The 23,023-nt window shown below is 31.2% G+C and carries 22 protein-coding genes and 1 other annotated feature; of the genes, 20 read left to right on the forward strand and 2 right to left on the reverse strand.

Features of this window, described 5'->3' with window-relative positions; genetic code table 11:
* Nucleotides 1-61: 61 nt before the first annotated feature.
* The 3 genes from KJ971_02935 (at nt 62) to KJ971_02945 (ending at nt 2,730) form a co-directional block, all read left to right on the forward strand.
* A complete protein-coding gene (locus tag KJ971_02935) occupies nt 62-1,717 on the forward strand; it encodes a glycoside-pentoside-hexuronide (GPH):cation symporter (GenBank protein ID MBU1144799.1) in 1,656 nt (551 codons plus the stop codon).
* A 45-nt stretch (nt 1,718-1,762) separates the two neighbouring features.
* The gene (locus KJ971_02940; GenBank protein ID MBU1144800.1) at nt 1,763-2,320 is read left to right on the forward strand and encodes a hypothetical protein; all 558 of its coding nucleotides are present in this window, start codon (nt 1,763-1,765) and stop codon (nt 2,318-2,320) included.
* Between the two features lie 62 nt (nt 2,321-2,382).
* Entirely contained in the window at nt 2,383-2,730 is a 348-nt protein-coding gene (locus KJ971_02945; GenBank protein ID MBU1144801.1) for a DUF134 domain-containing protein, read from the forward strand.
* A gap of 59 nt (nt 2,731-2,789) precedes the next feature.
* Here KJ971_02945 and KJ971_02950 read toward each other — a convergent pair whose 3' ends face one another.
* Nucleotides 2,790-3,926 (reverse strand): endonuclease, encoded by a 1,137-nt coding sequence (locus KJ971_02950; protein ID MBU1144802.1) that lies wholly within the window; start codon nt 3,924-3,926, stop codon nt 2,790-2,792.
* Between the two features lie 145 nt (nt 3,927-4,071).
* Between KJ971_02950 and KJ971_02955 the strand changes: the two genes are divergently transcribed.
* The 10 genes from KJ971_02955 (at nt 4,072) to KJ971_03000 (ending at nt 12,578) form a co-directional block, all read left to right on the forward strand.
* Nucleotides 4,072-4,809, forward strand: coding sequence for a lysoplasmalogenase (locus KJ971_02955; protein MBU1144803.1), 738 nt, complete (start codon nt 4,072-4,074; stop codon nt 4,807-4,809).
* A 30-nt stretch (nt 4,810-4,839) separates the two neighbouring features.
* Nucleotides 4,840-5,649: an alpha/beta hydrolase gene (locus KJ971_02960; protein ID MBU1144804.1), complete on the forward strand. Its 810-nt coding sequence runs from the start codon at nt 4,840-4,842 to the stop codon at nt 5,647-5,649.
* Nucleotides 5,650-5,721: 72 nt separating this feature from the next.
* Nucleotides 5,722-6,057 carry a hypothetical protein gene (locus KJ971_02965; GenBank protein ID MBU1144805.1) on the forward strand — a complete coding sequence of 112 codons (336 nt, stop codon included), beginning with the start codon at nt 5,722-5,724 and terminating at the stop codon, nt 6,055-6,057.
* A 6-nt stretch (nt 6,058-6,063) separates the two neighbouring features.
* Nucleotides 6,064-7,278 (forward strand): cation:proton antiporter, encoded by a 1,215-nt coding sequence (locus KJ971_02970; protein ID MBU1144806.1) that lies wholly within the window; start codon nt 6,064-6,066, stop codon nt 7,276-7,278.
* Between the two features lie 94 nt (nt 7,279-7,372).
* Nucleotides 7,373-8,290 carry a glycosyl hydrolase gene (locus KJ971_02975; protein MBU1144807.1) on the forward strand — a complete coding sequence of 306 codons (918 nt, stop codon included), beginning with the start codon at nt 7,373-7,375 and terminating at the stop codon, nt 8,288-8,290.
* 5 nt (nt 8,291-8,295) lie between these two features.
* On the forward strand, nt 8,296-8,799 hold the full coding sequence (gene rimM / locus KJ971_02980; GenBank protein MBU1144808.1) for a ribosome maturation factor RimM: 504 nt from the start codon (nt 8,296-8,298) through the stop codon (nt 8,797-8,799).
* Nucleotides 8,796-9,482: a tRNA (guanosine(37)-N1)-methyltransferase TrmD gene (trmD, locus tag KJ971_02985; GenBank protein ID MBU1144809.1), complete on the forward strand. Its 687-nt coding sequence runs from the start codon at nt 8,796-8,798 to the stop codon at nt 9,480-9,482. The genes rimM and trmD overlap by 4 nt, the downstream gene beginning before the upstream one ends.
* Nucleotides 9,483-9,596: 114 nt before the next feature.
* On the forward strand, nt 9,597-9,944 hold the full coding sequence (rplS, locus tag KJ971_02990; protein ID MBU1144810.1) for a 50S ribosomal protein L19: 348 nt from the start codon (nt 9,597-9,599) through the stop codon (nt 9,942-9,944).
* Nucleotides 9,945-10,091: 147 nt separating this feature from the next.
* Nucleotides 10,092-11,099, forward strand: coding sequence for a LacI family transcriptional regulator (locus tag KJ971_02995; protein MBU1144811.1), 1,008 nt, complete (start codon nt 10,092-10,094; stop codon nt 11,097-11,099).
* Nucleotides 11,095-11,285: a binding site (T-box leader), on the forward strand. Its footprint overlaps the gene before it by 5 nt.
* A 54-nt stretch (nt 11,286-11,339) precedes the next feature.
* Entirely contained in the window at nt 11,340-12,578 is a 1,239-nt protein-coding gene (locus KJ971_03000) for a tyrosine--tRNA ligase (GenBank protein ID MBU1144812.1), read from the forward strand.
* Nucleotides 12,579-12,611: 33 nt separating this feature from the next.
* Here KJ971_03000 and cadA read toward each other — a convergent pair whose 3' ends face one another.
* Nucleotides 12,612-14,729 carry a cadmium-translocating P-type ATPase gene (cadA, locus tag KJ971_03005; GenBank protein MBU1144813.1) on the reverse strand — a complete coding sequence of 706 codons (2,118 nt, stop codon included), beginning with the start codon at nt 14,727-14,729 and terminating at the stop codon, nt 12,612-12,614.
* A 199-nt stretch (nt 14,730-14,928) separates the two neighbouring features.
* Here cadA and pepV point away from each other — a divergent pair, with 199 nt between their 5' ends.
* From pepV to mutM, 7 genes are all read left to right on the forward strand, one after another.
* A complete protein-coding gene (pepV, locus tag KJ971_03010) occupies nt 14,929-16,281 on the forward strand; it encodes a dipeptidase PepV (GenBank protein MBU1144814.1) in 1,353 nt (450 codons plus the stop codon).
* Between the two features lie 6 nt (nt 16,282-16,287).
* On the forward strand, nt 16,288-16,941 hold the full coding sequence (trmB, locus tag KJ971_03015; GenBank protein MBU1144815.1) for a tRNA (guanosine(46)-N7)-methyltransferase TrmB: 654 nt from the start codon (nt 16,288-16,290) through the stop codon (nt 16,939-16,941).
* Complete coding sequence (locus tag KJ971_03020) at nt 16,938-18,005, forward strand: M42 family metallopeptidase (GenBank protein ID MBU1144816.1); 1,068 nt, start codon at nt 16,938-16,940, stop codon at nt 18,003-18,005. Before trmB ends, KJ971_03020 begins: the two co-directional genes overlap by 4 nt.
* A gap of 55 nt (nt 18,006-18,060) precedes the next feature.
* Nucleotides 18,061-18,732, forward strand: a complete 672-nt coding sequence (locus KJ971_03025; GenBank protein ID MBU1144817.1) for an ECF transporter S component — start codon at nt 18,061-18,063, stop codon at nt 18,730-18,732.
* Entirely contained in the window at nt 18,732-19,490 is a 759-nt protein-coding gene (locus KJ971_03030; protein ID MBU1144818.1) for a type III pantothenate kinase, read from the forward strand. Before KJ971_03025 ends, KJ971_03030 begins: the two co-directional genes overlap by 1 nt.
* Nucleotides 19,491-19,571: 81 nt before the next feature.
* On the forward strand, nt 19,572-22,190 hold the full coding sequence (gene polA / locus KJ971_03035) for a DNA polymerase I (protein MBU1144819.1): 2,619 nt from the start codon (nt 19,572-19,574) through the stop codon (nt 22,188-22,190).
* Nucleotide 22,191: 1 nt separating this feature from the next.
* A complete protein-coding gene (gene mutM, locus KJ971_03040; protein MBU1144820.1) occupies nt 22,192-23,022 on the forward strand; it encodes a DNA-formamidopyrimidine glycosylase in 831 nt (276 codons plus the stop codon).
* The last annotated feature ends 1 nt before the right edge of the window (nt 23,023 follow it).

Here is a 23,023-nt window from a genome sequence, read left to right on the forward strand (position 1 = left end):
TGATATAATAAAAACAATGTTTCATAGATTTAATACATTTATACTGAAAAAGGAGATTTTTATGGAAATGGATGTTTTGGCAGTTGAAAGAAAGCTTTTAAAAAGAAATAAATGGACATATAGTGTTGGTGGAATTGGCCGAGACATGATTTATCAACTAGTCGCAACCTTTTTTATAACTTATGTACAATTTGCGGGATTAGGATTAAGTGCTGCTCAATTTTCTACTATCGGAATTTTATTGGTTATCGGTAGAGTGTGGGACGCTGTAAATGATCCAATCATGGGATCTATTGTTGAAAACACTCATTCAAAATGGGGAAAATTTAAACCTTGGATATTATTAGGTGCTATATTAACAAGTATTGTTATATTATTTATGTTTAATTTTAGGCCAAGTGGATGGGGATTTGTAGTTTTCTTTGGTGTCATTTATTTATTATGGGAAATGTCTTTTACTTTAAATGATATCCCATATTGGTCTTTACTTCCAAATCTTGCAAGAGAGAAAAAGAACAGAGATCAACTTACAACAATGGTTGTTGTTTTTGCAGGAGTTGGAGCCTTTTTAGCCAATGCTATTATCAGTTTTACAACGGTTGGTAATGCAGTACAAGGGTATAAAATGATTTCAATAACATTTGCAATCTTTTTCATGGCATGTACATTATTAACTGTATTAGGAGTTAAAGAGCCAAAAGAAGATATTAAAGAAAAACCCGAAAATATTTCTATAAAGAAAATGTTTTCTGTTATTAAAAATAACAAACAATTATTATGGTCAGCACTTAGTTTAATGTTTTATAGTGTGGGATCAGGATTATTAGTTGCATTAGGGTATAACTTTTTCTATTTAGAATTAGGATATAATGGAACACTTGTCTTAATCTTTGTCGCAACATTTGGTGTAAGTAATATTTTAATTCAAAGCTTTTATGCTTCCTTTGCAAAAAAATATACTAGGAAACAATTAACATTTTATAGCTTTATTTTGCTTGGAGTCGGATATCTATTACTTTTAGTAATGGGATATATTCCTTTCTTACCAGTTCATATAGTGACAGTTTGTTTTTTTGGAGCTTTAGTATTTAGTGGACAAGCTATATTTTACATGGTTATTATTGTAAATATGACAAATACCATTGAGTACAATGAGTATAAAACAGGAAATAGAAATGAATCTGTCATCTTTTCATTAAGACCTTTTGTAGCTAAATTTTCAAGTGCTTTACAACAAGGAGTTGTTACTCTTGTACTTGTTGTTTCTGGCATTTATGCACTTAGTCAAAACATAAGCCAATTAGAAGCTCAAAAAGACGTGTTCGACCAATTGGAGTATTCAGATCAAATCATTTATCAACAAAACATAATGGATAGAGATATCATTTTAGATGAAGTAGACATGGATGAAACTGAAAAAGTGGCTGTATATGACGCTTTAGCCCTTGTCGAATACGTAGATGAAGATGTTGATGGTAGATTTGAGATGATAATAAATGATGCAGCAGATTCTGCTTTTAAAGCTCAAGCAACTCCTTCGATGAGAATTCTATTAAGAATTTCAATTACAATTATACCAATAGGATTGATTTTTTGTTCTTATTACATTTTAAAGAAAAAATTTATTATTTCGGAAGAATATTATGAACAAATTACGCTAGAAATTTTAGAAAAACAAAAGCAATTAGCTGAAAAATTAGAAATAACTGATAAATAATATTTTGAATAGAAATAGTGATTTATAAAAAAAGGAAGAGATAATTTGATATATATTATATCTGGTGTTGCAAAATCAGGTAAAACGTATTTGACAAAGAAAATCCTGAAAAAACGACATATTTCATCATTTTCAACAGACTACTTAATGATGTCTTTATCTCTTGCAAATCCCAATTTAGGTGTTAATCATCTAGAAGATGATAAAATTGTTGCAAAGAATCTTGAACCTTACCTCTATTCAATGATTTCAACAATGATTCAAAATGGAATCGATTATTTAATAGAAGGAGTTCATTTTTACCCAGAATTTTCATATAGACTACTGACTGATTTTTCAGGTAAAATTAAATTAATTATGTTAGGATATGCCAAAGTAAACCCAATTGAAAAAGTAAGTGAATTGCAAAGATATCAAAACGATATAGAGAATTGTTGGTACAAAGATTACTCTTATGAAGAACTGAAAAATCTTGTTTTGTACTTAATTTCAGTTAGCAAAGAATTAAATAATCTTTGTTTAAAATTTGGCATTCAATACCATGAAATTACAAATATAAAGAAACAGTCAAATAAAATCATAAGAGAGTTATTTAAGAATTGATTATTGACATATTACTATAACAAAGGTAGAACATGCTTATAATTTCTTTGGGAGGGATTCTTATGCCAAGGCCACAAAAACCACGATTAATTTGTCAACTACCAGATCATAAAAATTATGGTCCATACAATCATAGTGGTCTAGAAATAAAAACAATAGTGCTTTTGCTAGATGAACTTGAAACCATTCGCTTAATTGATTTTGAAGGATGTAATCAAGAAGAAGCAGCAAATCAAATGAATGTCGCAAGAACGACGATTCAAAGAATTTATGGTGAAGCTAGAAAGAAAATCGCAGATTCATTAATTAATGGAAAACAAATTATTATTGAAGGCGGAGAATACATTCTTTGCAATAAAAATTGTGAAAAATGTTCAAAATCGAAAAGGTTTAGAAAAATTAACGATTAACTTTTAATTTTTTGTAAAAAAAACATATTAAAAAAGAGCTGAATTATCAGCTCTTTTCTTTATGGAATTAATTTAATTTCAATTTGAACGGGATTGTGATCGCTGTATTTAAAATTTTCATTTAACGTTTCTACGGACTCAATTTCAATATTGCTTGAAACAATAAAACCATCAATTAAGTAGTACTGATTACTTTCTTGGTTTTGTGTGTCGTAGGCTTTATTTAATAAACGACAACTAGGAGTTGATAAGTCAATTCCAAATTGGAAATCATTCTCTAAAAACCAATCTTCTTCCATAGGGTATGCTTGCCAGAAATCTTGATCTTTTAATTCGTAATAATAATTATACGAAAAAGAATCAATTCCATTATCAATAGAAGGAAGAATTTCAACGGCATCAGGGAAAGTTTGGTTAAAATCCCCACCTACAATTACATAATTTCCTGCATCCGTTTCATCTTTCATGATTTCTTTTAAAGCTTCCATTTCTTGTAAGCGCATTGTACCATCATCATAAGCAGATAAGTGAACGTTTATGACGATTAAAAATTGATCACTGTCTGCGATAGCAAGTCTTGAAACAACAATACATCTTTTTAAATTAGCTAAACTAATAGGCCAAGAAAAACTTCCTGGAAGTTGGTATCTTGTTGCTTCATCTACATTATAATTGATGAAACTAACAATTCCAGAATTAACAGAACCCATCATTTGTCCAAAGGTGAAAGGGAAAGGAACAAAAATGCATCTGTAATTATAGCCTAAAGTTACTGACATGCTTAATAATTCAGAATAAATAGAATATTGCAACGTATTATATGAACGATTTGAATCAACATCTACTTCCTGAAGCAAATAGATGTCTGCGTTAGAATTTGTTAAAATAGAGGAAATTCCATCAATATTTAAAGAAACCTCTGCTTCACTATCCATTCTTCCTTTGGTTCCGCCATCCATTGCGAAATCTTCTGTTTCGCTTAAAGAAGCATAACCGGTGTTAAATGTAAGAATACGTATGCTTTCATCCAAAACAACATAATTACTGGAAAGATCATCTAAGTTATTTTCAATTTCTAGTACAGTTTCATCCGCAGGACGATATTCGAAAATCTGAAGAGTTAATACAAAAATTACTGCAAATGAAAGTATTATTACAAGCAAGACAAATAGTGATTTTAATATTTTTTTAATCATAAACTTCCTCTTTAAGTTAAGTCATAGTATTATTATACACAAAAATTAATAGATTATAGATTAATTTTTGATAAATGTCTCTAAATAAATAAAACATTGTTATAATTAATATAGAAACTATTATTTAAAGAGGATAGTGAGACTTATGTCAAATCCGTTTTTGTATGTAGCTTTGGGTATTATTTCCATATTCATTTTTTTTGAGGTTAAAGGTAAAACATTAATTGCTTTTTTCTTAAAAGCATTAGCAAGTTTTAGTTTTATTGTCGTCTTTGTCTCTAATATATACAGTATCGTTAATGGACATTTTTTGTTTTTTGAAGGAAGTTCAAATAATGTCAGTATTCTTGGTAACGATTTTAGTTTTATTTTATTTTTGTTTTTAGGATTAATATGTGGCTTAATTGGAGATTTAGTTTTAGAATTAAGACCTTTTTGGAAAAAAGAAGAAGAACACCATATTATATTAGCTGGGGTTATTGCTTTTTCAATTGGACATCTCTTTTATTTAGCAGCGATTATTCGACTGAATCAATTTCATTATCAAGCAATCATTTTCTCGCTTTTTGTGAGTGTTTTAGTCTTTATTAGTGGGAAGTTGCTTAAACTGAACTGGAAAAAGTCAATCATTCCTTCCCTATTATATTCTTTTTTGATTTTCTTTATGATTGGAGAAACTATTTTCACAGCAATCGATTTTTCTTTTGATACTTTTTCAATATTCTTGATGATTGGAGCAATTTTGTTTGGAATCTCAGATTTGATATTATCTCAGATTTACTTTAAAAATCAAAACAAAGGAATATATATTATTACAAACCTTAGTTGTTATTATTTAGCACAATTATTGATTGCATCTTCAATCGTTTACTTATTTCAATAAAAACTAATTTATCAAGGAGGAAAACATTATATGGCAGATAGAATTACAATCCATGAAATGAACATGAAATCTCTTAATAATCGCAAGAAAATCATCCGAGTTTGTTTACCATCTGATTACGATACATCAAATGAATCTTATCCGGTTTTGTACATGCATGATGGACAAAATTTAAATGATCCTTCTAGTTATAGTGATTACTCTTGGGACATTCAACGAACGTTAGATCATTTACAAAATCAAAAAATAATATCTGGAATCATCGTTGTAGGAATTGATGCAGATTCAAAATATCGAATTCTTGAATATTCTCAGGAATTATCTCAAAAAGCAAAAAAATATTTACAAAAGAGTATGGCTCAAGAGGAAATTAAATCAGAAGGAAAAGAATATGCAAAGTTTATTGTACAAGATTTAAAACCTTTTATTGATAAAAATTATCGTACATTGCCTCAAAGAGAATTTACTGGAATGGCAGGAAGTTCTTGTGGAGGAAATATTTCGCTCTATATGGGAACCCAATACGATACTATTTTTAGTGTGATAGGCGCGTTCTCTCCTGCGTATTGGATTGTGAAACAAGATTTATTTTCTTTGATTAAACAAAAAAATTATTTTCAACCAATGATGATTTATTTTGATATGGGGACTAAAGAAGGGGCCTTTGGGTGTTTTACCTATTTAAAAGACACGAAACAAATGAAACAATTATTTCAAGATAAAAAATTAAATAGCATTAACTTTAAAATGGTTATTGAGAAAAAAGCGACACATACTGAATTATTCTGGCAATCAAGATTTCCTGAGTTTGTAAAATGGGGTTTTAAAAAAGTAAAATAATCGCATTATTTTACTTGAAGTATATGAGATATAGGAGTATAATTTAAAACAGTGTATAAGGAGATGAAAATTATGAAATTGGTAGTATATGTAATGAACGATACTTCTTTACTAGATAAATTTTTACATGAGTTAAATCAAAAAAACATTAAAGGTGCAACAATCTTAAATAGCACTGGAATGGCAAGAAAATTAATTGAAAATGATGATATGGCATTTATTGGGTCGCTTAAAGTATTATTTGACAATCCTAGAAAAGAATCCTACGTTATTCTCATGGCTTTACCAGATGAACAAGTTCCAATCGCTCTTCAAGTGATTGAAAAGATAGCCGGAGATTTATCTAGACCAAATTCAGGAATTGTCTTTACTTTACCGATTGACTATATCAAAGGATTAAAACAATAGAGGCGAATGACATTGAATATAACTGTTTTATTTTACTCAGGAATTATTATTGCAACAGGATTATTGTTTGGAAAAATTGCTAAATATGTGAAATTACCAAACGTTACAGGATACTTGGTAGGTGGATTATTAATAGGACCTAGTATCTTTAATATTATAAAAGAAGAAGCATTACCAGGATTAGAAATTGTATCCACAGTTGCGCTAGGTTTTATTGCTTTTTCAATCGGAAATGAACTGAAACTATCCTACTTCAAAAAAGTAGGACCAAGACCAATTATCATTGCTGTTTTTGAAGCATTATTTGGCGTGTTATTTGTTTTAGGGTCCGTTTTAATTTATTTTCTAATCATCGGACAATTAACGACAGAAAACTTTCGATTTGCACTTGTACTTGCAGCAATTGCAGCAGCTACAGCACCTGCAGCAACCCTTATGGTTGTAAGACAATATAAAGCCAAAGGGACATTAACGGATACTTTGTTAAGTGTAGTTGCGATTGATGATTCTGTAGCTATCATGTTGTTTGGAATTTGTGTTGCTATTGCCAATGCGATTGGACAATCAGCGAGCGAAGCTTCTGTTTTTGTTCAAATCACCGCTCCGTTTTTGGAGATACTTGTATCTTTAGGAATTGGTGGATTATTTGGAATCATATTGATATATGCGTGCAAATGGTTTACAGGTAGAGGCAATCGAATTAGCCTTGTGATTGCAACGATTTTCTTAACGATTTATATTGCAGATCTTTTAGGTGGATCATCTTTATTGGCTTGTATGATGGTTGGAGGATTATTTGCAAATGTTAGTAAGAAATACGAAGAAGTAAATGGTCTTGTGTATTTTGTTACACCACCTATTTTTATCATGTTTTTTGTGCTAAGTGGTGCAGAATTGAAATTATCGGTTTTATCCGTTGTGGGTATAATTGGAATTGTATACGTATTATTTAGGGTGTTCGGAAAAATATTTGGAGCTTGGTTTGGATCGAAAATTACTCATGCAGAGCCAAAAATTGCCAAGTATTTAGGATACGCCTTAGTGCCTCAGGCGGGAGTCGCTATTGGATTAAGTTTAATTGCAACACAAGTTTTAAATCCAGTGATGGGGGCTCAAATCCGAGCAATAGTTTTATCAGCTACTCTTATTTATGAGTTAACTGGACCAATTATTACGAAAATTATTCTAAAAAAAGCTGGAGAAATTGTAGTAACTGCATAAATTATGGAAGTTGGATTTTTCCAACTTCTTTTTTTTCAGATTGTATAAATTATGATTTTATGATACAATTTTGTTGATTAGGAGGACTTGAAAAATGATAGATTATGGAAAAGCAGTATGCTACTCAGGATATAGAGAAAATCAAAGTCCAATGATGAATAAATATCCGACATATAAACAAGTACTAGAGGATTTACAAATTTTAGAAAAATATTTCAATTACATTAGAATGTACGATATTTCAGAACACGTAAAGACCGTTTTACAAGTAATAAGAGAAAATAATATTTCATTAAAAGTAATGTTAGGAGTAGAACCAAGAGGAGAAATATCTAATCCAAATTGTCCTTGGGGAGGACTACATTCCATAGCTGAAATCGAACACAATAAAGTATTTAATTTTACTCAGTTAGACGGTGCAGCGCTTATCGCTAACGAATACAAAGACATCGTGTTTGCTGTTTCTGTAGGAAATGAATCTACTTCAGATTGGCACTCAAATTTAATGGAGCCATCTACAATTGCCAGTCATGCAAGGTATTTGAAATCTAAAATTAGTCAACCCATAACTTTTTGCGAAGGTGGATATTACTGGAAAACAAAAGGAAATGAAATTGCAAAAGAAGTTGACTTTATAAGCATACATTCTTACCCTTTGTGGTTAAGAGTTCCTCTTGAAAAAGCAGTAGAAACGACCCTTCGTGATTATCAAGAAAACAAAGATCTTTATCCTGACAAACAAATTATATTTACAGAATTTGGTTGGGCTTCCAAAGCAAATGAAAAAATGGATTCAACTCAAGCCAATGAAGAATTCCAAAGTATCTATTTTGAACAAATGGAAAAATGGAGCGAAACTTCTCAAGTAATCATGTTTGTTTTTGAAGCATTCGATGAACCTTGGAAGGGATCAAAGGATCTTTTAGAACCAGAGAAACATTGGGGTATTTTTAATGTGGATCGGACTCCAAAATTATATTATCAAAAACATAGCATGTTAAGAAAAGAGTGATGAAATTGAAAACAATTTTAATTGGTAAAATTGTTAATACACATGGATTAAAAGGAGAAGTCAAAGTTGTCGCGACGACAGATTTTAAAGATGAAAGATACAACCCTTTACATCCGTTGTATCTAAAACAAGGTGACATATCCGTAAAGGTACATGTAAAAAAATACAGAGTTCTTAAAGGATTTGATTTATTAACTTTTGAAGGGTTAGAAGATATAAATGCTGTAGAAAAATTTAAAGGATTTGATTTATATTCTGAAGATTTTGAAATAAAAGCATTACATCCAAATGAATTCCATGTTGATGATTTACTTCATTTACAAGTTTTTCAACAAGGAATTCTAAAAGGAACTGTCGTTCAAATCAAAGGGTTTCCTCAAGGAGATTACCTTGATGTATTAAAATTAGATAAGACGCATGCTCTTATTCCTTTTCGAGATGAATTTGTGCTTGTTGTAGATCTGAAAACGAAACGAATTGAAATTGTCGAAATGGAAGGATTATTATGAAAATTACCATTTTGAGCTTATTTCCAGAGATGTTTACAGGAATTTTTTCAGAATCGATTTTAAAAAGAGCACAAGAAGATAGTAAAGTATCTATTGAAATCATTAATTTTCGAGATTTTTCATTAGATAAACACAAAAAAGTAGATGATTATGCTTTTGGTGGAGGACCTGGAATGCTTTTATCGGTCGAACCCATTTATAATGCTTTGATTAGTATAGAAGGTTATTTTGATGCTTGGAAAATTTTACTTACGCCTCAAGGAATACCCTACCATCAAGAAGTTGCAAAAAAATACGCGCTAAAAGAGCATTTAATCCTAATATGTGGACATTATGAAGGCTTTGATGAACGAATTCGGGCTTTTGTGGATGAAGAAGTATCCATTGGTGATTTTGTTTTAACTGGCGGAGAAATCGCAGCTATGACAATTATTGATAGTGTCGTGAGACTTCTTCCGGATGTCTTAGGCTCAGAAGAATCTTTTACCCAAGATTCATTTTATGAAGGCTTACTTGAATATCCACAATATACAAGACCTCAAGAATTTATGGGAATAAAAGTACCAGACGTCTTAATCAGTGGAAATCATCAAGAAATCGAAAAATGGAGAAAAGAAGAATCATTAAAAAGAACAAAAGAAAGAAGACCAGACCTTCTTCAAAAAACAAAGAAAAAAGATTGATTTCAACTATAAATTATGATATAATACGTACCGCTGTTAAGAATAGCATTATCAATCCAATGTTCCGCTGGTTTTCTTCAAGAACGCTGGGTAAAAGTAGAGGAGTTGACCAATATGTCGCAGCAAATTATTTCGCAAGTTACACAGGAATTCATTAAGAATGATATTCCAACTTTCCGTCCTGGAGATACTGTAAAAGTATCAGTTAAGATTAAGGAAGGAAACCGTGAACGTATTCAAATTTTCGAAGGGCTTTGTATTAAAAAGCAAGGCGGAGGCGTTAGCGAAACATTTACCGTAAGAAAAATGTCTTATGGAATAGGTGTTGAAAGAACGTTTGCAGTTCATTCTCCCGTCATCGATAAAATTGAAGTTGCTCGTCACGGAAAAGTACGTCGTGCTCACTTGGGATACATTCGCGGATTATCTGCAAAAGCATCACGTATTAAAGAAAGAAGATAACATTTTAAAAAAAGACAATCATAAAATTGTCTTTTTTTCTTGAAATGTAACAAAATGAAAAATTTTCATAAAATAAGTCAAAGCCATTGAAACCACTTGTTTTTAATGGTAAAATATGACAAAAGAAAAGAAAGGGTTGGGATCATTATGAATAAAGCTACAATTTATAATGTTGCTTATGCCGCAAATGTATCGCTTGCAACGGTTTCAAGAACCTTGAATAATCCACAAAAGGTTAAACCAGAAACAAGAGATAGAGTGCTTCGCATCATTAAAGAACTAGGATACAAACCCAATGCTTTCGCTAAAGGTCTAGCAAGCAAGAAGAGTACAACGGTAGCTGTGATTGTGCCAGACATGTCGAGAGCATCGGTCGCGGAAATGCTTAATGGAATTGCTGTTGAAGCTCGCAAATATAATTATTCACTGTTGATTTATGTTTTAAAAGATGAAAAACTTGAAGAATCAGAAATGCTAAAAGAAGTTGTTGCAAGTCAAGTAGATGGAATCTTATATTTAAATGATGAAATTAATGAGCAACAATATACAATGCTAAATATCATTCAAGATGAATACAAAGTACCAATTGTATTAGCAAACACACTATATCCTTATGATAATAAACTAGTTACAGTATGTATTGACTACTTTAAAGCCGCTTATGAAATTACAAGTAGATTAATTCAAGCAGGTAGAAAAAACATCTATCTTTTGACTACAGCTAGAAAATACATGGTAAATGATTTAAAAGAAGAAGGATATTTAAAAGCAGTCAAAGAAGCAAATTTAGATACAAATATTATTCGCACAAGCGGAGATATCATTGTCAACACGGTTCATTTCAATGAATTATTTAAAGATGTAGGTAAACAAATTGATGGAGTGATTGCCGTAAGAGATTCTATCGCAGTATCGTTTATCAATACTATGATTGAAAAAGGCAAACATATTCCAAAAGACATAAGTGTTTATGGATTCCAAAACACTAAATATGCATCTCTTTGTAGACCAAAATTATCTTGTGTAGATATCCCAATTATTGATATTGGCGCAAAAGCGATGGCTTTATTAAAACGAGAAATCGATGGAGATTCTGTTGAAGTAAAATTTAATGTATTGCCACATAACATTATTGAACGAAATACAACTAAATAAAACAAAGAGTAAGCTAAGTAAGATCTATTAAGATACATATTAGAGATTTGGTGGGTGGTGAAAACCAAAATCTTTTTAGAACTGAAATACACTTATGAGTTTCTGGAAAACAGACGGTAAATCCGTTATCTTTTGAAGTGCACTTAGGTGAATTAAGGTGGTACCGCGGTTTAAATCGTCCTTTATATTAAGGGGCGATTTTTCTTTTATTTTAGAGTTATTTTAGAAAGGGTGGAGACTATGAACTTATTTGAAGATTTAAAATGGAGAGGATTAGTATATGATACAACCGATCCAAATGTAGAAAACGTATTAAATAACGAAAAATTAACATTCTATTTGGGTGCTGACCCAACAGCAGATAGTTTACATGTAGGGCATCTTTTAGCATACTTAGTTGCGAAAAGGTTGATGGATTATGGGCATAAACCAATCCTGTTAATCGGTGGAGGAACTGGATTAATTGGAGATCCAAGTTTTAAAAGTCAAGAACGTCAATTGTTAACAATAGAAGAATCGCTGAAAAATGGCGAAGGAATCTTAAAGCAAGTTAAAAACTTGCTTCCAACAGCGTCTATGGTAAATAATTATGATTGGATTTCTTCTTTAAATGCCATTGAATTTTTAAGAGACATTGGAAAACATTTCAATGTATCCTATATGATGAGTAAAGATTCGGTGAAATCAAGAATAGAAAACGGTATCTCATTTACGGAATTCGCATATCAAATTGTACAAGCATGGGATTTTGAGTATTTATTTGCAAACAAAAACTGTAATATGCAAATAGGCGGACAAGATCAATGGGGAAACATTACTTCAGGTCTAGAATTGATACGCAAAATGCATGGGTTTGAAAGCAAAGCCTATGGGTTTACCTTTCCTCTTGTAACCAAAGCGGATGGAACGAAATTCGGGAAATCAGAGTCAGGGTCTGTATGGTTAGATTCTGCCCGAACTTCAGTTTATGATTTTTATCAATATTGGATTAATACAGCAGATGATGATGTTTTGATGCGCTTAAAACAATTTTCATTTTTATCGAGAGAAACCATTGAAGAATTAGAATTAGAGGTTAAAAAAAATCCGCATCTTCGAAATGCTCAAAAAAAATTAGCAGAAGAAGTAACGACTCTTGTTCATGGAGATGACGCTTATAAAGAAGCTTTGAAAATATCTGAAGCTTTATTTAGTGGAGAAATTAAAGATTTAACTGTTTCAGAAATCCGAATGGGTTTTAAAGAATTGTTGTCATTTGAAACTTCTAAAGAAGAATTGTTAGTGGATTTACTTCTGAAAGTGGATTTAGCTTCTTCTAAAAGACAAGCTCGTGAATTTATACAAAATGGAGCAATTACCATTAATGGAGAAAAAGAAACTAATCTAGATTTTGTCGTAATAAAAGCAAATGCCATAGGGAATACCTATACCATTCTTCGAAAAGGCAAGAAAAAATATGCAGTAGTTACGCACAAATAAAAAATGGAGTATAAACTCCATTTTTTTTATTCTTTACACGTGAAGATATTTTTTTTGATAGATAATTCTTAAAGCGTTTAAAACACATAAAAGAGCTACTCCAACATCGGCAAATATAGATAGCCACATCCACATAAATCCAATGGATGATAATACTAAGAAAATTAATTTGACCAACATAGAGAATACAATGTTTTCGGTTGCAATTCTTCTTGTCTTCTTCGCAATACGAATAGCTTTGTCTAATAAACGAATATCATTGTTGATAATTATAATATCAGAGACTTCAATTGCTAAATCGCTTGCAGACCCCATAGAAACGCCAATGTCAGCATTTTTAAGTAAAGGGGCGTCATTGATACCATCTCCAACAAAAAGACTTACAGAGTTGGTTCGAATGGCATTGAATTTTTCTAATTTTTGTTCTGGTAATAATTCAGCGTAATATTCAATTCCACCTAATTTATTTGCAATCTCTTTTGCAGATTCTTCGTTATCGCCTGTTAGCATAACTGTGTCGTATTTCTTTGTGAAAGAACGAATGGTCTCCATGGAAGTTTCTTTTAGCTCGTCTTTTACAACAACATAGCCTAAATATTTTCCATCTAATGCAATAAATGTATAGGATCCAACGGGTAGTTTTTCATCTTTTACTACGATATTATTGTTTTCTAAAAAGCGTCTACTTCCTGCAAGTAATGGAACTTTTCCAATTCGACCTTTTATTCCATAACCAGGAACTTCTTCCACGTGCTTTACATCGTAGATTGGTTTTTTATTATAATCTACTATTGCTTCCGCAATAGGATGATTTGAAAATCGTTCAATTGAAGCGGCAACTCTTAAGGTTTCTTCATCTGTAAACTCTTGTACAAAGAATGACCCATAGGTTAAAGTGCCTGTTTTATCCAAAGCAATTGTTTGGACATCGGTTAAGGTATGTAAATAAGTAGAACCTTTAAATAATATACCATTTTTGGCCGCAGAGCCAATTCCTGCATAATAAGATAATGGAACAGATAATACCAAAGAACAAGGGCAAGAAATGACTAAGAAAATAGCTGCTCTGTAAATATATCCAGTGTCTGTAGATACATGAGTGGGGTCAAAAATTAGTCCGTATATTACTAGCAAAGATGCTAAGCCTACAACAATTGGAGTGTATATCCTAGCGAATTTTGTGATGAACATTTCAGGTTTTGACTTATTGTTTGTGGAATTTTCAATTAAATCAATAATCTTTGCAAGAGTAGAATCATTATATTCTTTCATTGCTTTTATATGAATGACGTTACCAACGTTTATATTTCCACTTAAGATTTCAGAACCAACATCAACTCTTTTTAATTTGGTTTCTCCAGTAAGTTCACTTGTGTTTAAACTCGAAGAACCAAGAATGACTTCTCCATCAACTGGAATTCTTTCCCCATTTTTAATCACTAGAATATCGCCTATTTTGATTTGCAAGGGATCTTTAACAATAATCTTATTATCGATTAAAACATTCGCGTATTCTACTTTAATATTCATTAAGGAAGAAATCTCATTTTTTGATTTTTGAACAGCTCTAGATTGAAGATGTTCTCCAATAGAATAGAGAATAACAACTGCAATGCTTTCTTCAAATTTACCAATAAACATTGCGGCAAAGGTAGCAATAATCATTAAAGTGTTTTCATTTAAAATATTAAAATTTCGAATTCCTTTCATTTGTAAAACAACTAATTTAGAAATTAAAAAAGAGTATCCAATCCAATAAAGAATCGTGATAGTTAAATCATCAAGAGAAAGATAATTTGTATCCAGTATCTTATTTATTAAAGGAAAAACTCGGTAGGAGAAGAAAGCGAAAAGAATGATAATCATTCCGATAAGTACCAAAAGATATTCTTTTAAAAAGTTCGGTTTTTTAATTTGAATTTTCTGTTCAAAATAATGTGTAATGATGTTATCTTCTAATAAATCAACGATACTTTTTATATCTTTTAGTGCTTTATCTTCATTATAGTCTTCTTTAAAATCGACCATTAAAATTTGGTTTGCATAATTAAAACTTGCACTATTTACATATGGAAGTCTTGAAGTTCTTCTTTCGACTTTAGCAATGCAATTTGAACAAGTTAAGTTCTTCATTACAATTTTTCGTATCATATATATGTACTCCTTAGATGAAAGGCTCTAATATGGATTGTTTTTGATTTTACACCTTATTCTTATTATACGTTTTAAAAGCAAATTGTCAAATACTTCTAGAGTATCTTGACAGAAATTCAACATAAAGCTTTTCCATTCTTAGTGTTTGCAAATGAGGCTTCATGTGATAGAATAGTATAGGTGAGGAGTTGAGTATATGGACTGGTTAAAAATCGCAAAAACATACGAAGAAGAATTTATTGAAAAAACAAGAATTTTGTTACAAATACCAACAGTACTAGAAAAATTTGAACCAAATAATTTAGAAGCGCCTTTTGGAATTTTGATTAGAAAGGCATTGGATTATATGCTAACAATGGCAGAAATTGATGGATTTACTACAAAAGACGTTTATCATTATGCTGGTCACATTGAAATGGGAGAAGGAAAAGAAGTTTTAGGAATTCTCGGTCATTTAGATGTTGTCCCAGCAGGTGGGAAGTGGGACGTACCTCCCTTTAGTGCGACTGTAAAAGACGGTAAAATTATCGCTCGCGGAGCAATGGATGATAAAGGACCTACAATCGCAGCTTATATTGCAATGAGAATGATTAAAGATCAAAAAATTACATTAAATAAAAAAGTCAGGTTAATCTTAGGCTGTGATGAAGAATCAGGTATGAGAGGAATTAATACGTATTTAGAACACGAACAAATGCCTGATATCGGGTTTGCTCCTGATGCAGATTTTCCATTAATTTATGGAGAAAAGGGTATTTTCAGTTTTGATGTTGAAGGAATTGAAAATGATGATTTAATCGAATCAATGTCTGCTGGAGAACGATATAATATTGTACCCGATATGTGCCAAGTTGTGCTGAAAAGAAATATGGAACTTGAATTTAAATCATATTTATTACAACACAATTATCAAGGAGAAACTGTAGGAAACACTTATACAATCTATGGGAAAAACGCTCATGCTGCTTGGCCACATTTAGGAGTCAATGCGATTTTCCTTATGAGTAATTTTCTTAAAAATCATACCCAAAGTGCTTTGATTCAATATATCAATAAGTATTTACTTTTTGATCATTTAGGTGCCAAGCTTGGCATAAATCATTTTGACGAAGAAATGAAAGAATTAACCATTAATACTGCTTTGATTCAATATAAAAACAATTCATTTAAAATAGGTTGCAACATTCGTTATCCCAAAGGAATTCATTTCCAAACAATGACAAACTTAATTGAAAAGAGCGCAAAATATTTTAACCTAAAGTATCTTGCTCATGAAAACTCTCCTTTTCATTATGTCTCTCCAAAAGATCCTTTAATCATTACGTTATATAACGCTTATCAAAAATATACGAATGATTTTGAAACACCAATGCTGACAATTGGTGGAGGAACCTATGCAAGAAGGTTAAAAAAAGCAGTTGCTTTTGGACCTAACTTTCCTAAAAACGAAGATTTAGCACATCAACCTAATGAGTATTTAATAATAGAAGATATGTTAATTGCTGCAGCTATCTATGCTGAAAGCATTGAAAAATTAGCTGGAGTTTAATAAGGTATGCGTTTAAGAAAAATTCAATATGCAAGTTCCTTTATTAATGAACATCCAGAATTTATGATATTAGATCCTGAAAATCAAAAAGGGAAATGGCAAGAACGATTTTTTAAAAATCAACCAATTTATATTGAAATTGGTTGTGGGAAAGGCCAATTTATTATTGAAATGGCTAAAATGTTTCCAAACATTAATTTTATTGCCATTGAAAAATATGATTCTGTTATTATAAGAGTTTTAGAAAAGGTTTTAACTTTTCCATTACCAAATCTATTGTTACTTCAAGTAGACGCAGAAAAAATAGATATGTATTTTGCTAAAGACGAAGTGTCAAGAATTTACTTAAATTTCTCTGACCCTTGGCCAAAAAAACGAAAAGAGAAAAAACGATTAACCAATCCTTTATTTCTTGTAAAATACAAACAAATTTTAACAAATAATTCTTTAATTTTCTTTAAATCAGATAACTATTCTTTGTTTGAATATTCGATGATGAAATTTAATGAAGATCCAGATTTTAACATTATATTAATCAGTTTAGATTTGTATCATGAGAAGAATTTGTTTAACATTCAAACAGAATTTGAGATGAAATTTGTTGAAATGGGAAAGCCAATATATTATATACAAGTTACATATGAAAAGGAGTTATCATGATGAAAGAAATGTACCGAGAATTAGTTGATCTTCCTGGAGTCGCAAGTCACGAGAAGTATATAAGAAAATACGTTAAAAATCGGTTAGAAAAAGTAAGTGAAACAATTTATCAAGACAAAATCGGTTCTGTCTTTGGAAGTATAAATGAATCGAAATATGGTCCCAAAATTATGATTGCTGGTCATATGGACGAAGTGGGAGCCATGGTGACAAATATTACGGATAAAGGGTTCATTAAAATGATTCCAATTGGGTCAATTAATGCACCAGTTGCACTTTCTCAACATATGAATATCGTACTGGATGATGGATCATTTTGCCCTGGAGTTGTTGGAGCAAAACCACCACATTTATTAAGAGACGATACTTCCAAACAAGTAAGCAGTTTCGAGGACTTTTTATTGGATATTGGCGCAGATTCTAAAAAGCATGCGATTGATTTAGGCGTAAAAATTGGGCAACAAATTGTTTTTGAAAACAACTACAAAGTAACAAAAGATGGTAAAAAAATCTTCTCAAAAGCTTGGGATGACCGATTTGGGACTGCAATGGCTATTGACATCCTTGAAACGGTAAATAAAGATGATATTCCTTGTCAATTATATGCTGGAGCGAATGTTCAAGAAGAAGTAGGCCTAAGAGGAGCTAAAACATCATCTTATATGATAAAACCAGATTTATTTATCGCAGTAGATTGTTCCCCTTGTTCTGACACATTTGAAGACTCAGAAGTAGGAGGATCATTAGGAAAAGGATTCATGATTCGTTTTTATGATCCTAGATGTATTATGCATCAAGGAATGAAACAATTTATTGAAGAAACTGCAAAAAAACATGACATTCCTTTTCAATATTACAAATCTATGGGTGGAACAGATGCTGCAGAAGTTCAATTATCTGGAGACGGGGTCTTAGTATGTACCATAGGAATGCCCGCTCGATACATTCATTCAACGACTTCTATGATTCATATTGATGATTACGAAGCGGTGAAAAAAATTATTTTAGCAATGCTTAAAGAACTTGATTTTAATAAGGTTGAAGAAATTAAGAAAAACGTTTAGCCTTTTAAAATAAATAACTTATGAGACCACTTAAGTGGCTTGGAAAGGGAAAAAAATGAAAACAAAAGTAATTAAAAGCAACAAACAAAAGATTCGTGAAATGACGATTTTAGCAATGTTTATCGCAATCATTGCCATCATGGGATTTATCCCAAATTTAGGATTTATAACCATAGGGCTTATTAGTTATACAATCATTCCAATTCCTGTTTTAATTGGAGGAGTATTGCTAGGGAGAAAAAGCGCAATTTGGTTAGGACTTGCATTTGGAGTTGTTTCTATGATAAGAGGAGCAACTAGTGCAGGGTTTGATTATTTGTTTATCTTTCCTTGGGTTTCGGTTTTACCAAGATTTATTTTTGGGTTAGTTATCTATGATATTTATCGTTTTTTCTTAAAAGTGATTCGCATCCGCTTTGTAGCACTAGTTGTCAGTTTCTTTATTCTGTCAATGATTCATTCACTTTTAGTACTACCAATGCTTGTAACAGCATTTCCAATTATTCTTGGGAACGCAAATATGGGCTCAATCGTTGGTTCAGAAGTTTTAGCTTTTATTTCTGATTCTTCTTCTTTAAGCGCATCAATAAAGTTAATTTTTGGAATACTAATTTCGAATAGTCTCATTGAAGCACTTTTAGCTGCATCCATTGGATCTATTATTGCGGATAGATTAATTGCTTTTCGTTTGCTAGATACAAATAATATGGAGACAGGTGAAGAATAATGCTAGCTTTAATTGATATTGGTAATTCATCTATCGCATTAAGTATTTCTTTAACTGGGGATAAAATCGACAAAGTTTATCGCATTAATACCGAAAAATCAAAATCTTCAGATGAATATGCGTTAATTCTAAATGAACTATTTGAATCGGTAGATAAAGCCGTGATTTCTTCGGTAGTTCCAGAATTAAATGATGTTTTTAAAGACTACTTTTTTCGACGTTTTGGAATTATTCCTATTTTTTTAGGAATGGGAGTAAAAACTGGGATCAAAATCAATTCCGATAACCCAAAAGAAGTGGGAGGCGATTTGATTGCGAATGCTGTTGCAGCAACCGAACTTTACAATCCAACTTGTCTTATAATCGATTTAGGAACAGCGACGACTTTTACTTACGTTGAAAACTGTAATTTAAAAGGCGTAATTATTGCACCGGGCCTTACAACTAGTAGAAATGCTCTCATTACGAAAACATCTTTACTGCCACAAGTGGAGTTAGAAGCGCCAACTAAATTACTTGGGACTACCTCAAGCGATTGTATAAAATCTGGATTAATCTATGGACACGCATCCATGATTGATGGAATGATTTTACGAATCAAGAATAAAGTTAACAATCCAAATCTATTGGTTGTCATTACAGGGGGACATGCAAAACTGATATATCCTCATTGCCTTGAAAAAATGATAATAGATGAATTATTGATTTTAAAAGGGTTGTTACTCGTTGAAAAAAGAAATTCAGTGAAAAAGAATTAAAACCAATTTACAAAATGCACATTCTCTTGTGCATTTTTTTTCCTTTTGTGTTAGAATTAATTGATATTGTGGGGTGGATTTGTGAAAAAATTATTACTAATTGACGGAAATAATCTCTTGTTTCGATCCTATTATGCTACAGCAGCAATGGGAAATTTAATGCAAAATTCACAAGGAATCTATACCAATGGAATCTATGGTTTTATTAATGCCATTCAATCAATCATAAAAATGGATTTTACACATATTCTCGTTGCATTAGATACAAAAGAAAAAACAATTCGCCATGAACTGTTTGAAGAGTACAAAGGAAAAAGAAAAGAAACACCCTCTGAGTTGATTATGCAATTTCCATATATGAAAGAGTATTTAGACGTTCAAGGAATCAGCAGATATGAAAAAGATCGTTATGAAGCAGATGATATTATTGGATATCTTGTAAAACATCAAAAAGCCTTTTTTGATGAAATTGTTATTATGAGCAATGACCACGACTTATTGCAATTAATCGATGAAAACGTTAGTCAAATGATTTCAAAACGAGGACTCAGTGAAACAGAAGTTTACACTCCTAGGTATATGATTGAAAAACTTGGAATTCATCCCTATCAAATGACCGATTACAAAGGATTGGTCGGAGATCCTTCTGATAATATCCCAGGAATTCCAGGGATAGGAGACAAAACAGCCGTAAAATTATTGCAAGAATATGAAACACTTGAAAATGTCATTGAACATTCAGAAGAATTAAAAGGCAAATTAAAAGAAAAAGTCGTTACTTATCAAGAACAAGCACTCTTTTCTAAAAAATTAGCAACGATTGAACAAGATTTTGATAATGAATTAGAAATCGATACATTTGAATACACTGGATTTGATCAAGATAAATTAATTTCATTTTTTCAAAAAATGGAATTTCATTCTTTCTTAAAACGAATGAACTTGACTGTTCCCAAAAAGCACTCTCCTTATAAAGTTATTTACAATGCTTCTGAAATACAGTCCATATTAACATCTCCTATGAGTATTCATCTTGAATTAATGGGATCTAACTATCATAGTGCAGACAAAATTGGCTTTGGGCTACAAAGTGCCAAAGGCTTGTATTATATTCCTTACGTTCTTCTAAAGGAATCGGTGCCTTTTCAAAACTGGTTAAAAGATCCCAAACAAAAAAAACATACTTTTGACCTGAAACAGTTAAAAGTAGTTTTACTATGGGATGGGTTTGATATTGAAGGAGTAGAATTTGATTTATTGTTAGCTGCTTATTTAATCAATCCTAATTTTACAAAAGAAGACTTCAAAGTTATTGTGACTGGCTTTGATTATCAAGACATTCAATACGATGAAGAGATATATGGAAAAGGTTCTAAATTCTGTATTCCTGATAGTGAAGTTGTTATACCTCATATACTAAATAAAGTAAAAGCCATTTTTTCTTTGAGAAAAGAAATTATTGAAAAAATAGAACAATTTGGACAACTAAATCTTTTAAAACAAATCGAAATGCCTCTTGCGAATACTTTGGCAATCATGGAACATAGAGGAATTTTAATTGATCAAGAAAAACTATCTGAATTTGGAGAAAACTTACATTCAAGAATTCAAGATTTAGAAAAAAACATTTATGAGTTGAGTGATGAAGAATTTAATATAAATAGTCCTAAACAACTAGGGGTAGTTTTATTTGAAAAATTAGAATTACCTTATCAAAAAAAGAATAAGACAGGGTACTCAACCGATATATCTGTATTAAAACAATTAATGGATTTTCATCCAATTATTGCATATTTGATAGAGTATAGAAGTTTAACAAAACTGTATTCCACATACTATGAAGGCTTTAAAACAGCCCTTACACTAAAAAACGATTCTAGAATTCATACCATATACAAACAAGCATTGACTCAAACTGGACGCTTATCTTCTATCGAACCTAATTTACAAAACATTCCAATTAAAACAGAAGATGGAAAAGAACTTCGCAAAGTATTTGTATCAGAAGAAGGATGTTTGCTATATTCTTGTGATTATTCACAAATTGAACTTCGTGTGTTAGCAGAAATGGCTGATGTAACTAAGTTAAAAGAAGCTTTTAGGAATCAAGAAGACATCCATTCATCAACTGCAAAGTTAATTTTAAAAAAAGAGGAAGTATCTTCTTTAGAAAGAAGACAAGCCAAAGCAATCAATTTTGGAATTATTTACGGAAAGACAGCTTGGGGACTTTCAGAAGATTTGCAAATTTCTCCCAAACATGCAGAAAGATTTATTCAAAATTATTTTGATAATTATCCAGAAATTAAAGGTTTTATGGATAAGCAAATCGAAGATGCAAAAACAAAAGGATATGTCTTAACCATGTTTCAAAGAAGAAGATATATTCCTGAAGTCAACTCTAGCAATTATCAAATGCGTGAATTTGGGAAACGAATGGCAATGAACGCGCCTATTCAAGGAAGTGCTGCAGATATTCTTAAAATAGCCATGGTTTCCATTCAAGGCGCTCTTGAAGAAAAAAAATTAAAAACAAAATTGTTATTACAAATTCATGATGAACTCGTTTTTTCAGTACCAGAATCAGAAAAAGATCAGATTGAATTGTTAATAAAAGATAAAATGGAACACGCTGTAACCTTTTCATTTCCACTAGTGATTGATTCAAGTTTTGGCACCAATTTATTTGAGGTGAAATGACATGCCTGAATTACCAGAAGTCGAAACAATCAAGGAAACGCTCAAACTTCAAATTTTAAACAAAACGATTCATAACATTTTTGTATTTTATGATAAAATCATTACAAACAGTAGCGAAGAAGAATTTAAGAAAAAACTAATTGGAGAAACACTTATTGATATAAAACGATACGGAAAATATTTGTTTTTTATCTTTAATCATATTACGCTGGTATCGCATTTAAGAATGGAAGGGAAATATTTTCTTAAACCAAAGACAGATCCTTTTGAAAAACACGAGCATATTATTTTTGAATTCACAGATGGCTTAACGTTAAGATACCATGATGTGAGAAAATTTGGAACGATGGAACTCAAAGCAATCGGTGAAGAACTATCCGCAAAAGGAGTTTCAACATTAGGAATTGAACCTTTTGAATTAGAATTTACAAGTGAATATTTAAAAAATAAAATCCATAATTCTTCAAGGCCGATAAAAAGTTTATTATTGGATCAAACCATTGTTTGTGGACTTGGAAATATTTACGTAGATGAAGTGTTATTTTTATCGAAAATTCACCCCAAAACCCAAGGTAAAAACTTAAACGATTTCGATATTTCACAATTAATAGTCCAAACTCCAATTGTTTTAAATAAGGCTATTTTACTTGGAGGGACAACGATTAGAAGTTATGTGTCTAGTTTAGGAGTTTCTGGAAGATTTCAAAACGAATTGAATGTTCATACGTTAAAGGGAAAGTCCTGTAAAGTATGCTCTCAGGAAATAGTGAAAATAAAAGTTGGTGGAAGAGGTACCTATTTTTGTCCGACTTGCCAAATAAAAAGTGAGTGAT

This window comes from Bacillota bacterium (assembly GCA_018818595.1).
GTDB lineage: Bacteria > Bacillota_I > Bacilli_A > Izemoplasmatales > Hujiaoplasmataceae > JAHIRM01.